This window comes from Mycobacterium sp. E787, assembly GCF_001668725.1.
Classification (GTDB): domain Bacteria; phylum Actinomycetota; class Actinomycetes; order Mycobacteriales; family Mycobacteriaceae; genus Mycobacterium.
In genome coordinates this window covers 92,203-105,243 of sequence record NZ_LZKL01000127.1, presented here as the reverse complement: position 1 = coordinate 105,243, position 13,041 = coordinate 92,203, and the positions used below count along the sequence as shown (strand labels likewise).

The window sequence follows — 13,041 nt, the reverse complement described above, 5'->3', positions numbered from 1 at the left end:
AGTCACACTGTCAATTTTGATAACGAACGCGTGACGCTTAGGGCGCGTCCGAATTACGTTTGCTCGCTTGGGCTTTCACTCTCGGTGTCGACCACGCCAGCTTGGCTTTCGGCGGCGCTCTCGCGCTTGTTCACCCGCGCCTGATGCTCCGCCTGGTGTTGGGCGGCGATCGCCAGCTCGACCGCGCCCGGGATCCGGTGGAAGCCCTGGCGGTCGTAGAGACGCGTGATGATGCCGCCCAGCAACAGGCCGATCACCAGCCCGATCGCCGTCAACCACAACGCCTGGGACAGACCGCTATCCGCGCGGCCGTCGAGATAGACCAGCGACCGCACGCCCAGGAAAACCTGGTGCATCGGCTCGAATTCGGCCAGCCAACGAAAGAACTGTGGCGTGGCCTCCAGCGGGACGGTGGCGCCCGCGGACGGCAGCCCGAGGATCACGAAGATCAGCATGCTGACCAGCAGGCCCATCGAGCCCAGCACCGAGAGTATCGAACTCGACGTGATGCCCACCGCGATGATCGCGAACACCCCGAATGCCCACAATTGCCAGCCGAGCGGAATGGGCATGCCGAGCCCGTGGGCGATCGCCAGGTACACCGCCGACGTCAGCAGCGCCAGCACCACCATGATGGCCCACTTGAGCAGCAGCGTCTGGAAGCGCGAGATCCTGACCTGCTCGGCGAAGCGGTACACCGGGCCCCACTCGGCCGGCACGTAGCCCAGCAGCGCGTCCACCAGCGTGCTGACCACGACGCTGCCGGTGAACCCGGCGAGCAGCAGCAGGAGCGCGAAATAGAAGGCAGACAACCCGTTACCGGTGCCGTTCGGCAACGGCTTGTACACGCTCGCCTTGATCTCGATCGGATTGGCCAGGCCGAGCGCCGACGCACCGGTCAACGGCGCGCCGCCGGTCTGCGCGGCGACATCGGCCGTAAGCCGTTGGCCCGCTTTGCCGTTGGCCGCGGTCATCGCCTGGGTCAGGGTCTGTCCGGCGATGCTCGACCCGAGGGTGCCCGCCCGCGGGTTCGTGGCGATGGTGACCGACGGCCGGGTCGCACGGCCGGGAGTGACCGCGCTGGCCCCGTATTCGCGCAAATTGGACGAGAAGGTAGGTGGGATCACCATTTCGGCGTAGACCCGGGCGGTGTCCAGCTGTCGCTGCGCCTCGTCGTGCGACACGACGCGGACGTCGAACTTGTCCTTGTCCAGCCCGGCGACGAGGCCGTCGGTGATCTGGCCCCCGAACGGGCCGGCGTCCTCGTTGACCACGGCGATCGGGAAGTGCCGCAGGTTGGTCATCGGGTTCAGGATGCCCCCGAGATAGAGCGCGCACAGCGCCGACATCAGCGCCAGGGTGACGACGATGGGCAGCGCCCAGAACCGCACGGTCCGAACCGCCGTGATGTTCCGCTTGGGGTTGGGCGCCGCGTGCCGCGGCTGCGATTGAGACATGCGGGCTCCTGTCTGTCGTGCCCACTCTATGTGGTCTCAGGCGCCCAACTCTGCATGCATCTCCCAGATCAGCAGCTCCGCCGGGTCGCTCGCTGTGACGCGCGTCCCGTCGGCGTCGGTGCACCGGACGGCGTCGCCGGCCTCGAGGACACCGATTTCCGCCGCGTCGACCCGGCCTCGCGCGACGAATAGGTGCAGGTAGGGCGCCCGCGGCAGGTCCACCGAGTCACCGGGTGCCAGCCGCGCGGCGTGCAGCGCGGCGGCGCGGTTGTGCAGCGTGATGGCGGCCGCACTGCCGGGGATGCCTGAGGCGATGGTCACAAGACCGCCCGAGAGGTCCCTGTCGCCGATCTCGTGCTGCTGGTAGCTGGGTGTGACGGACGTCTCGTCGGGGACCACCCACATCTGCACGAAATGCACTGGTTCCGTTGGGGAGTCGTTCTTCTCCGAGTGCAGGATGCCGCTGCCCGCCGACATGCGTTGGGCCAGGCCGGGATAGATCACCCCGCGGTTGCCGGCGGAATCCCGGTGTGTCAGTTCGCCACTGAGGACCCAGGTCACGATCTCCATGTCCCGGTGCGGGTGCGTGTCGAATCCCGTTCCGGGCGCCACGATGTCGTCGTTGTTCACCAGCAGCAACCCGTGGTGGGTGTTGTCGGGGTCGTAGTGGCCGCCGAACGAGAACGAATGCCGCGACCGCAGCCAGGGCGTCGTGGTGACGGCCCGGTCGGCCGCCCGCCGGATCTCCGCGGTGGCAGGCATGGGTTCCAGCCTAGGCCAACATTCCCTGCGCGCGATGCAGCGCGGCGTCGAGCGCGGCCAGCGTCAGGCCGGCCGGGCGCCCCAGGTGGATCTCGATCTGGTACTCCGGCTGGCCGTCCCGGCCGAACACTGGCAGCACAATGAATTCCGTTGAGGCAAGCTCGTTTTCGAGTTCATGCGTGACGGATTGCAGCGTAACCATCGTCATCAGGGTGGTGAGCTGGCGCGTCACCCGCGCGGTCGGCTCCAGCGACGCGAGCACGTCGGCCAGGCGGTGGTGCAGCGAGGAGTGGCTGTCGTCGAAGCGCCATGCGCCGTAACCGCGGGCCCGGATGTCGGCGAGCACCCGCTGGTGCCCGGCGATTTCGGCGCGCGCCAGCCGCGGTGTGACGCGGCGCAGCCAGGTCTCCACGAAATCGGCCTCGCGCCACGCCATCGCGACGAGACCGAACGGCGGGTCGATGGGGAAACGCTGGCCGACGGCGTGCTCGCCGTCGGTGCCGTGGCCGACCGCGTCGACCGTGACCAGGTGGCGGTCACCGATCCGCGACATCGAGCAGCCGGCGCCGAGCGTGTCGTGCAGGAAGCGCAGCGCGTCGCGGCCTCGGTCCAGCAGGGGGAACTGCAGGCGCAGCCCATGCACCAAGCCGAACAAGCCACTGCCCAGCACGTAGCGGCGGTCTTCGCACCGTGCCACCCAGCCGCGCCCCTCCAGCTCCGCCAGCACCAGGGCGCAGGTCGAGCTGCTGATGCGGCAGAGCTTCGCCAGTTCCGCCGACGTGCGCCCGCCCGGTGAATCCGCCAGTGCGCCAAGCACATCCATCACGCGGGCGGTCGGCGGCGACTTGGTGGTTGACTCACCCACGCGCAGCTCCCTACGATCCGTCCAAAATCTAACGCTTAGCGTCCTAATATTAGGAGAACATGGTGGTCAAGGTGGGGGTTTGGGGGCCGGGTTCCATGGGCGTGATCGCCCTGCGCGGCGTGATCGACCATCCGGAGCTGGAGCTCGTCGACCTCGTCGTGCACAGCGACGCCAAAGCCGGTCGCGACGCCGGAGAACTGTGCGGGATCGCTCCGGTGGGGGTCGTCGCCACCCAGGACCCGGCCGCGATGGTCGCCGGCGACGCCGACGCGGTGGTGTACGCCGCGGGTGCCAACCTGCGTCCGCTCGACGCCGTCGAGGACATGGCGTCGATCCTGCGGTCCGGCAAGAACGTCGTGTCGTGCTCGGTGGTGCCGCTGGTATTTCCCGACGCCCTCGATCCGGCGTTCACCGATCCGCTGCGGCGGGCGGCGCTGGACGGGGGCGTGTCGTTCTTCACCACCGGCATCGACTCGGGATTCGCCAATGATGTGCTGCCGCTGGTGCTTTCGGGGGTTTCCCGGGCGATCGAGTCCGTGCGGGTGACCGAGATGTTCAACTACGCCACCTACCCGGACCGCGCCGCGGTCTACGAGATCCTCGGATTCGGCCAGCCGCCGGAGTACCAGGCCTTCGCGGCCCAGCCGGGAATCTTCACCTTCGGCTGGGGGCCCGTGCTGCACCAGCTGGCCGCCGGGCTGGGCGTCGAGATCGACAACATCGAGGAGAGCAACGAACGCATCGCCGCCGCCGAGTCCTTCGACACGCCCACCGGCCACATCGCGGCGGGAACGATCGCGGCCATGCGCTCCACGCTGACCGGATATGTCCGTGGGAAGCCGACTTTCGTCCTCGACCACGTGACGCGGATGCGCGACGACATCGCCCCCGACTGGCCCCAGCCGCACATCTCCATCCCGCCCAAGGATCTCGGCCACGGCCCCGCGTCGGGACGAGGCCTGTATCGCGTCGAGATCGAGGGATCGCCGACAATGCGGTGCGAATTCGAGATGGCCGAGGACCACGACCACGACCTCGGCGCGCGCATCGCCGGCGCGTCGCGGATGGTCAACGCCATCCCCGCGGTCTGTGCGGCGCCGCCCGGCCTGCTGTCGGCGCTGGACCTGCCGCTGATCACCGGCGCGGGCCTGGTCCGCTCGGTGGCGGGACCGGCGCCCGACAGCCGGCTGTTCTAAGCGGGATACGTCGCGGCGGCGAGCTCGAGGATCTCGGCGCGGTCGGCCGGCAGGATGAACCCCGATCCGATCGCCCGGTCCAGCGCCGCGGTGAAGCCGTCGAGGTACTGCTCGGCCCCACCCGGATACAGCCGGCGCAACGTCGCGGCGTCGAACGGTTCGCCGGAGCCGAAGATCGCCGCCATGACGCCGTCCCCGTCGGCGATCCCGGACGTCCGGGCGATCGGCACGTCCACCCACGGGGTCCGAACGCCGCCCCGGGCCAGGCCGTCGGGATCCAGCACGGGCCGGGGCAGATCGCCGTCGCGTACCTCGATGGGTGGGGCCGCGGGCGCCGGCTCGCCGGTTCGCACCCAGTTGTGCAGCGCGGCGAGCGCCGCCTGCACCACGTAATGGTGCTGCGGGCCGAAGTTGATGAAATGCCCCAGCTGCTGGCCCATCAGCATCCTCGTCGGCGCGTAGGCGGCCACGATGGCATCAACCGGAGCGGAGCCGTCGTCGATGGGCGCCACCTGGATCGTGTAGTTGTCGGCGTGCGCTGCGCCGGCGATCTCCCAGACCCGCAGCGAATGGTCGTCGGGCTGGCGCGCGAAGTAATAGCCGTGCCGGGGGCCGCCGAACAGGTCGGTCTCGGTGATGATCGTGACCACCGGGACGCGCAGGTCGGCGCGGAACGCGACCGCGTCCGGCACGCCGGCCTGCGATTCGTCGAAGATGGACATGCCGTCCAGCGGCGCGGCCGAGCCGAACCGCGAATGCACCAGGAAGCCGTCGTAGCTTCGGGCGAGCGGATCGATGGCGTTGACGTAGGTGGTCAAAAACATCGCCGATTGCGACTCGCCCACGGCGATCACGTGGCGCACACCGAGCTCGCCCAGCGCGCCGGTGCGGACGAGTTCGCCCGCCTGGGAGAAGATGTCGTAGGAAAACTCGTCGCCGGGGTGGTGCAGGGGCGCATACCGCGCCGGGTCCCGGCTCTTCAGGGACATGTCCGCGCCGAGCAGGCTCGCGCCGCCCTCCACCCCCACCCGCTGGGCCGAGACCGCGACGTAGGCGTAGCCCGCGCGCAGGATCTCGCGATGGGCCATCATCCAGACGGCCGGGGCATCGATGCCGCCGCTGACGTTCAGCCATTCCACGAGCACCGTCCCGTTGAAACGAGCCGGCTCGGTCGGGGTCAACACCACCATGCGCGTGGTGTATTCGGCTGTGCGATCCGGTGTTACGTGCCAGCGGCCGTCGGATGCCAACGCGGCGGTGGGGGTGTAGGACGAGGCCGTTCCGGAGACGAAGAACTCCTCGGCGGCGTAGCCCAGGGCGGTGATGTCGAAGGCGCCCAGCAACAGCAGCGGTTTCCCGGGCGCGGGGGCGGCGGTCGGGGGATTCGGCATCGTCACAGGGAAGCGGGCAGCCCGAACTTGGGGAACAACGCGCCGTCGAGGAATGCCACCACGCGCGCCACGCGGCCGTCGACCACGTCGAGCACGTGCAGCTGAAATGGCACGTGCACGTCGCCGGCGCGCATGTACATGGCCGCGCCGGGCTGGCCGTTGGCGACCAGGGGAAGCAGGCGCATGTCGCCGGGGTGCTCGGCGGGGCACTGCTGGTGGATGAGCGTGACGATGTCCCGCGCGCCCCGGTACCAGCCGACGTACGGCGGCATCTCCCAGACCGCCTCGGCGGTGAACAGGTCGACCAGCCGGTCGATGTCATACGCCTCGAACGCGGCGATGTAGCGGTCCAGCAGGTCCTGCGCCTCGACCGAATCGGGCGGCGTCAGCCGGTCGCTCGCGCTGGGCTGCACGGCCTCGAGCTGGGCGCGGGCCCGCTGCAGCAGGCTGTTGACCGCGGTGGTGGTGGTGCCGATCGCCGCGGCCACCTCGGCGGCCTTCCACTGCAGCACGTCGCGCAGCAGCAGCACCGCCCGCTGCCGGGGCGAAAGGTGTTGCAGCGCGGCGACGAACGCCAACCGCACCGACTCGCGCGACCCGACGATGACCGACGGGTCGGCCGGGTCGTCCGTCAGCTCCGGCAGGGGCTCCAGCCAGGGCACCTCGCGGCGCTCCACCAGCTCGGCCGTCGGGTCCGAGCTGGGCTGGCCCAAGCCGGTGGGCAGCGGGCGCCGCTCGCGGCCCTCCAGCGCGCTCAGGCAGGTGTTGGTGGCGATGCGGTGCAGCCAGGTCCGCATCGAGGACCTGCCCTCGAAACGGTCGTACGCCTTCCAGGCCCGCAGCAGCGTCTCCTGCACCAGATCCTCGGCGTCGTGCAACGACCCGGTCATCCGGTAGCAGTGCGCGAGCAGTTCGCGGCGGTACGGCTCGGCGTCGGTGGAGAAGTCCCCGCCGACCGCCGAGTCACCGCCAAGGTCCCCGGCGTTTTCGGTGAGCAGCCTCACGCGCACGAGCCTACGCAGGGTGTCCGACAGTGTCTCGGTCAAGGCCCGCCCCCGAGCCACTACGCTGCCTCTGATGGCTACGCGCACTGAACGGACCTTCGACGGCGTCGGCGGCGTGCGCATCGTCTACGACGTCTGGACGCCGGACACCGCGCCGCGGGCGGTGGTCGTCCTGTCGCACGGTCTCGGCGAGTATGCCCGCCGCTACGACCACGTCGCGCAGTGCTTCGGCGGCGCGGGGCTGGTCACCTACGCGCTGGACCACCGCGGGCACGGCCGCTCCGGCGGCAAGCGGATGCTCGTGCGGGACATCTCCGAGTACACGACGGATTTCGACACCCTGGTCCGCATCGCCACCCGGGAACACCCCGGCCTCAAATGCGTCGTGCTCGGGCACAGCATGGGCGGCGGGATCGTGTTCGCGTACGGCGTCGAACGCCCGGACAGCTACGACCTGATGGTGCTCTCGGCGCCGGCGGTGGCCGCCCAGGACCTGGTGTCGCCGCCGATGGTGCTCGCGGCCAAGGTGCTCGGCGTCGTGGTGCCCGGCCTTCCGGTGCAGGACCTCGACGTCGACGCGATCTCCCGCGACCCCGCGGTGGTGGCCGCCTACAACGCCGACCCGCTGGTGTACCACGGGAAGGTGCCGGCCGGCGTCGGACGGGCGCTGATCCAGGTCGGCGAGACGATGCCGCAGCGGGCGCCGGCGCTCACCGCGCCGCTGCTGGTGGTGCACGGCTCCGACGACCGGCTCATCCCCGTCGCCGGCAGCCGCCGGCTGGTGGAATGCGTCGGGTCCACCGACGTCGAGCTGAAGGTCTACCCCGGGCTGTACCACGAGGTCTTCAACGAGCCGGAGCGCGACCAGGTGCTCGGCGACGTGGTCTCCTGGATCACCGCCCGGCTGTGACCGGCCGTCGGCAAACTGTCGTCCCGCTGAAGTAGTTTGGCGCGTATGACCGACGACAAGATGCTGGCCCGGATCGCCGCGCTGCTGCGTCAGGCCGAGGGGACCGACAACGCGCACGAGGCGGACGCCTTCATGAGCGCCGCGCAACGGCTGGCGACGGCGGCCTCCATCGACCTCGCGGTCGCCCGTTCGCACGCGGCCAAACGCTCGCCGGTGCAGGCGCCGACGCAGCGGACCATCACCATCGGCGCGGCCGGCACCCGGGGGCTGCGGACGTATGTGCAACTCTTCGTGGTGATCGCGATGGCCAACGATGTGCGCTGCGACGTGGCGTCGAACTCGACGTTCGTCTACGCCTACGGATTCGCCGAGGACATCGACGCGACCCACGCCCTCTACGCCAGCCTGGTCGTCCAGATGGTGCGGGCCTCGGACGCCTACCTCGCGTCCGGCGCGCACCGCCCGACGCCGACGATCACCGCCCGGCTCAACTTCCAGCTCGCGTTCGGGGCCCGCGTCGGCCAGCGCCTGGCCGAGGCCCGCGAGGAGGCCACGCGTGCGGCCACCGCGGATCGCCGCCGTCCGCCCGGGACCGCTATCGCGTTGCGCGACAAGGAGCTCGAGCTGCGGGACTTCTACCGGGGCGCGTCGAAGGCGCGCGGCACCTATCAAGTGAGTCGCGCGACGGCGGGGTATTCGTCGGCGGCGCGGCGCGCTGGCGACCGGGCCGGCCGGCGGGCGCGGCTCGGGAACAGCCCCGAACTGCCCGGCGCCCGGAGCGCATTGCGACGGTGACTCGGGCCGGCGGCGCCCGCGATTCGCAGCGCGCCAAGGTATATGCGGCCGAGGACTTCGTCCGCACGTTGTTCGACCGTGCCGCCGAGCACGGCTCTGCGGCGGTGGACTTCTTCGGCACGCAGCTGACGCTGCCGCCCGAGGCCCGATTCGGCTCGGTCGCCTCCGTGCGACGCTACGTCGACGAGGTGCTGGCGCTGCCGTCGGTGCGACGCCGTTGGCCCGGCGTGTCGCCACTGAAGGTACGGTCGCGGCGGGCCGCCACCGCGGCCCACTACGAAAGCCAGGACGGCGCAGGCACTATCGCGGTGCCCGACCGCGACACCGCCGACTGGGCGTTGCGCGAGCTGGTGGTGCTGCACGAGGTTGCGCATCACCTGTGTCAGGCCGAGCCGCCGCACGGCCCCGAGTTCGTCGCGACGATCTGCGAGTTGAGCGAGCTGGTGATGGGGCCGGAGGTGGGGCACGTGCTGAGGGTCGTGTACGCCAAAGAGGGTGCGCGGTGAGCGATCCGGACGCCCGGGCCCGCGACGTCGAGTCCCAGATGACCGACGACGAGCGGTTCTCGCTGCTGGTCGGGGTGATGGGCGCCAGTGAACTGTTCCCCCGGCGCGACGACCGCATCCCCGCCGGCGTGCCGATGAGCGCCGGGTACGTGCCCGGGATCCCCCGGCTCGGCGTGCCGGCCCTGCTGATGAGCGACGCCGGGCTGGGCGTCACCAACCCGGGCTACCGCCCGGGTGACACGGCCACCGCGTTGCCGGCCGGCCTGGCCCTCGCCGCCAGCTTCAACCCGGCGCTGGCCCGCGCCGCCGGGGAGGTGATCGGCCGGGAGGCGCGCAGCCGCGGGTTCAACGTGCAGCTCGCCGGCGCCATGAACCTCGCGCGCGACCCCCGCAACGGCCGCAACTTCGAATACCTCTCCGAGGACCCGCTTTTGACCGCCGCAATGGCGGCCGAGTCGGTCACCGGGATCCAGCAGCAGGGCGTCATCTCGACGGTCAAGCACTACTCGCTGAACTGCAACGAGACCAACCGGCACTGGCTGGACGCCGTCATCGATCCCGACGCGCACCGCGAATCCGACCTGCTGGCGTTCGAGATCGCCATCGAGCGCTCCCGGCCCGGAGCCGTCATGACGGCCTACAACAAGGTCAACGGCGATTACGCGGCCGCCAACGACGCCTTGCTCAACGGGGTGCTGAAGGGTGCGTGGGGATACCGCGGCTGGGTCATGTCCGACTGGGGTGCCACCCCGAGCTGGCAATGCGCGCTGGCCGGCCTCGACCAGGAATGCGGCGCGCAGATCGACGAGCTGCTGTGGGATGCCGAGGCGTTCGGCGAGCCGCTGCGCGCCGCCTACGCCGACGGCCGGTTTCCCCGACGGCGGCTGTCGGACATGGTGCGGCGAATCCTGCGGTCGATATTCGCCGTCGGCGTCGACCGGAACGACGCCGCGCCCGCGCCGGACATGCACGCGCACAACGAGATCGCGTTACGGGTCGCCCGTGAGGGGATCGTGCTGCTCGTCAACCGGGGGGTGCTGCCGCTGTCGCCCGAGTCGACGGCGCGCATCGCGGTCATCGGTGGCCACGCGCAACTCGGGGTCGCGGCCGGATACGGGTCGAGCGCCGTCGTCCCCGCCGGCGGTTACGCGGCCGTGATCCCGCTCGGCGGTGCGGGTTTGGAGGCCGGCATGCGCAGCCTGTACGTGCTGCCGTCGAGCCCGCTGCGGGAGCTGGGCAAGCTCCTTCCGCACGCGCGCATCGAGTTCGATCCCGGGGTGACGCCGGCCGAGGCGGCGCTGGCGGCGCGGCGGGCCGACGTCGCGATCGTGTTCGCCGTCCGCGCCGAAGGGGAGGGCTTCGACGCCGCCGACCTCTCGCTGCCGTGGGGCCAGGACGCGCTGATCGCCGCCGTCGCGGCCGCCAACCCGAACACCATAGTGGTGCTGGAGACCGGCAACCCGGCGGACATGCCCTGGCGCGACTCGGTGAACGCGGTCGTGCAGGCGTGGTATCCGGGTCAGGCGGGTGGCCGGGCGATCGCGGAAGTGCTTGCCGGGAGGGTGAATCCGTCGGGCCGGCTGCCGATCACGTTCCCGGTCGACCTGGGCCAGACGCCGCGGCCGGAACTCCCCGGCCTCAGCGTCCCGTGGGGCACGCCGACCACCATCGACTACGTCGAAGGGGCCGACGTCGGCTACCGCTGGCACGCCAGGCGCGGCCTGGCGCCGATGTTCGCGTTCGGTCATGGCTTGTCCTACACCAGCTTTGAGTACGACGACCTGGTGGTCCGCGGCGGGAACACGATCAGCGCAAGTTTCAGCGTCGTCAACGTCGGCGGCCGCGACGGGGCCGACGTCCCGCAGCTGTACCTGACCGCGGCCGCCGGCCGACAGTGCTTGCGGCTGCTCGGATTTCAGCGGGTCGAACTCGAGCCGGGCGCGACCCGCCGGGTGACCATCGAGGCCGACGCCCGCCTGCTCGCCCGTTACGACGGCGGCGCGCAAACCTGGCGCATCGAGCGGGGCGGCTACACGGTGGCGGTCGGCGCGTCGGCGGTCGCGCTGCACCTGTCGGCCGGGGTCGAACTGGCCGGTCGCGCGTTCGGGCGGTGATCGCCACGACTCTTGACGGCCCGAACGCGCGACCGGCGGGCCCTGGGCTACTCGACCGGGGTCAGCTCGTCGCCGCAGGTGCAGCGGTACGGCTCACCGGCGCCGGAGCAGTGGCACGGCACCTCGATGCGAACGCGACATCCGCAGCCCTCGTGGCCACACGTCAACAGGGTTCCCGCGTCATAGGTCGCCATCTTTTCATCACCCTTCTCTGTGTTGTGGACTCACACGTTGTGGAACACCACGCGGCCACTCTATACCCCCCACGGGTATATCGTAAATAGGCGGCGCGAAGCGCGCCGGGCCCGGTAGCGTGGACGTCATGAGCCACGACCCCACACCGCAAGACGTCGACGCATTCCTGGACAGCACGGTGGTCGGCGAAGATCAGGCCCTGATCGCGGCGCTGGAGGCCAGCGACGCGGCCGGCCTGCCCAAGATCGCGGTCTCGGCGCAGCAGGGCAAGTTCCTGTCCTTGCTGGCCGGTGCGATCGGCGCGCGGCGCATCCTCGAGATCGGCACGCTGGGCGGCTTCAGCACCATCTGGCTGGCGCGCGGAGCGGGACCCGAAGGTCGCGTGGTGACGCTGGAATACGAGCGCCGGCACGCCGAGGTCGCGCGCTCCAACCTGCAACGGGCCGGCGTGGGCGACCGCGTCGAGGTGATCGTCGGCGCCGCGCTGGACACCTTGCCGACCCTGAACGGCGAGCCCTTCGACCTGGTGTTCATCGACGCCGACAAGGAGAACTACGCCGCATATCTCGAGTGGGCGGTCCGGCTGGCTCGTCCCGGATCAGTCATCGTGGTGGACAACGTCATTCGTGAGGGGCGCATCCTGGATGCGGAGTCCGACGACGCCCGGGTGCAGGCGACGCGGCAGACGTTGCAGGCGATGGGCGAGCACCCGCGGCTCGACACGGCGGTGATCCAGACCGTCGGGGCCAAGCACTGGGACGGTTTCGCGGTCGCGCTGGTGCGCAACGGCGTCAGCGCGGCGTGAGGTCCTCGACGGCCTGCTCGGCGGAGGTGAGTTCGTCGATGCGCAGCGCGGTTTCGCCCGCGTACAGGGCGGCGCTGTCCAGCCGGGACTCGGGCATCCCGGCCACCGGGGCCAGCGGTGTGAAGACCGGGACGGCCGGCGACTGCAGGCGCATCAGCGCGCCCGCGTCGAAATAGCCCAACACCGACAGCGGGCGGCTGGCCGCGTTGAGGGCGGCGGGCAGCGCCTTGGCCCTCCCGTCGGCGCCGCACCAGCGGCGGGTGGCCGCGTTGGGCACCACCCGGTGGCGCAACGGCCAGCTCAGCCCGAAAAGGTTCGTCTCAATCGTCCTGTCCGCCTGCAGGACCCGTTGCTGATAGCCCCGGCTCGCGTTGGCCTCGTGCGTCAGGAGGAACCGCGTGCCGGCGATGACGCCGGCGGCGCCGGCATCCAGCGCGGCGCGGGTGTCGGCGGCGGTGGCGATGCCGCCGGCCAGGAAGACCGGTCGGTTGCCGGCCACCCCCATGGCGTGGGGCAGGAAGTCCAGGGCCGGCATCGTTCCCACCAGGTGGCCGCCGGCCTCCCGGCCCTGGGCGATCAAACCGTCGGCGCCCCAGGCGATTGCGACGCGCGCCTGCGCCTCGGTGCCGACCATCACGAAGACGAACACTCCCGCGTCGCGCAGGTGCTCGACGAGTCCCCGCTTTTCGCCGAACGCAAGCACCACCACGTCCACGCGGGCGTCCACGCACGCCGCGACGTGGTGGCGATGAACGAAGGGCAGCAACAGGTTCACCGCAACCGCGCGCCCGGGCGCCTCGGCGCGCACCCGACCGATCCACGCCCGCAATTGGCGTGGGGTGGCGATGCCGAGCGTTCCGAGGCCGCCCGCTTTGGCGACCGCGGCCGCCAGCGGCGCGGTCGCCAGGCCGCCACCCATTCCGGCCTGGCCCACCGGAACGTCGAGCCGCAATCGGTCGGCGATGTCCACGACTTACGACGCTACGCGGTTGGTCGATCGGGCGTAATCTTGACAGCGGATGGATGGGTTGCAGCGCGGCC

13 protein-coding genes are annotated in these 13,041 nt (G+C 70.8%); 6 read left to right on the top strand and 7 right to left on the bottom strand.

All coding sequences use genetic code 11. From position 1 onward, the window contains the following. Positions 1 to 53: 53 nt before the first annotated feature. From A5705_RS25355 to A5705_RS25345, 3 genes are read right to left on the bottom strand one after another with little or no spacing between them, the layout of a single operon-like run. Complete coding sequence (locus tag A5705_RS25355) at positions 54 to 1,457, bottom strand: YhgE/Pip domain-containing protein (RefSeq protein WP_068280779.1); 1,404 nt, start codon at positions 1,455 to 1,457, stop codon at positions 54 to 56. A 36-nt stretch (positions 1,458 to 1,493) separates the two neighbouring features. Beyond that, the gene (locus A5705_RS25350) at positions 1,494 to 2,219 is read right to left on the bottom strand and encodes a pirin-like bicupin family protein (protein ID WP_068280777.1); all 726 of its coding nucleotides are present in this window, start codon (positions 2,217 to 2,219) and stop codon (positions 1,494 to 1,496) included. Between the two features lie 10 nt (positions 2,220 to 2,229). Continuing rightward, complete coding sequence (locus tag A5705_RS25345; RefSeq protein ID WP_068281049.1) at positions 2,230 to 3,042, bottom strand: MarR family transcriptional regulator; 813 nt, start codon at positions 3,040 to 3,042, stop codon at positions 2,230 to 2,232. A gap of 104 nt (positions 3,043 to 3,146) precedes the next feature. Between A5705_RS25345 and A5705_RS25340 the strand changes: the two genes are divergently transcribed. Continuing rightward, entirely contained in the window at positions 3,147 to 4,280 is a 1,134-nt protein-coding gene (locus A5705_RS25340) for a dihydrodipicolinate reductase (protein ID WP_197521334.1), read from the top strand. Here the strand turns inward: A5705_RS25340 and A5705_RS25335 are convergent. Beyond that, positions 4,277 to 5,671: an alpha/beta hydrolase domain-containing protein gene (locus A5705_RS25335; RefSeq protein WP_068280773.1), complete on the bottom strand. Its 1,395-nt coding sequence runs from the start codon at positions 5,669 to 5,671 to the stop codon at positions 4,277 to 4,279. The genes A5705_RS25340 and A5705_RS25335 overlap by 4 nt on opposite strands. 2 nt (positions 5,672 to 5,673) lie before the next feature. Then, positions 5,674 to 6,798, bottom strand: a complete 1,125-nt coding sequence (locus A5705_RS25330) for a sigma-70 family RNA polymerase sigma factor (protein WP_082956686.1) — start codon at positions 6,796 to 6,798, stop codon at positions 5,674 to 5,676. Between A5705_RS25330 and A5705_RS25325 the strand changes: the two genes are divergently transcribed. Genes A5705_RS25325 through A5705_RS25310 form a run of 4 tightly spaced genes read left to right on the top strand, consistent with a single transcriptional unit; the run spans position 6,746 to position 11,000 of the window. Next, positions 6,746 to 7,585 (top strand): alpha/beta hydrolase, encoded by an 840-nt coding sequence (locus A5705_RS25325; RefSeq protein WP_156738599.1) that lies wholly within the window; start codon positions 6,746 to 6,748, stop codon positions 7,583 to 7,585. The genes A5705_RS25330 and A5705_RS25325 overlap by 53 nt on opposite strands. Before the next feature lie 45 nt (positions 7,586 to 7,630). After that, the gene (locus A5705_RS25320) at positions 7,631 to 8,380 is read left to right on the top strand and encodes a DUF2786 domain-containing protein (protein ID WP_067883840.1); all 750 of its coding nucleotides are present in this window, start codon (positions 7,631 to 7,633) and stop codon (positions 8,378 to 8,380) included. Next, entirely contained in the window at positions 8,377 to 8,886 is a 510-nt protein-coding gene (locus tag A5705_RS25315) for a TIGR04338 family metallohydrolase (RefSeq protein WP_067883839.1), read from the top strand. Before A5705_RS25320 ends, A5705_RS25315 begins: the two co-directional genes overlap by 4 nt. Beyond that, complete coding sequence (locus A5705_RS25310) at positions 8,883 to 11,000, top strand: beta-glucosidase (RefSeq protein WP_197517080.1); 2,118 nt, start codon at positions 8,883 to 8,885, stop codon at positions 10,998 to 11,000. Before A5705_RS25315 ends, A5705_RS25310 begins: the two co-directional genes overlap by 4 nt. Positions 11,001 to 11,047: 47 nt before the next feature. Here A5705_RS25310 and mymT read toward each other — a convergent pair whose 3' ends face one another. Next, entirely contained in the window at positions 11,048 to 11,194 is a 147-nt protein-coding gene (gene mymT / locus A5705_RS27555) for a metallothionein MymT (RefSeq protein ID WP_082956685.1), read from the bottom strand. A 128-nt stretch (positions 11,195 to 11,322) separates the two neighbouring features. Here mymT and A5705_RS25305 point away from each other — a divergent pair, with 128 nt between their 5' ends. Further along, complete coding sequence (locus tag A5705_RS25305) at positions 11,323 to 12,000, top strand: O-methyltransferase (RefSeq protein ID WP_067884220.1); 678 nt, start codon at positions 11,323 to 11,325, stop codon at positions 11,998 to 12,000. On the opposite strand, the gene A5705_RS25300 is transcribed toward A5705_RS25305, so the two are convergent. Then, complete coding sequence (locus tag A5705_RS25300) at positions 11,987 to 12,970, bottom strand: nitronate monooxygenase family protein (RefSeq protein WP_067883837.1); 984 nt, start codon at positions 12,968 to 12,970, stop codon at positions 11,987 to 11,989. The two genes, A5705_RS25305 and A5705_RS25300, sit on opposite strands and share 14 nt — an antisense overlap. Positions 12,971 to 13,041 lie beyond the last annotated feature (71 nt).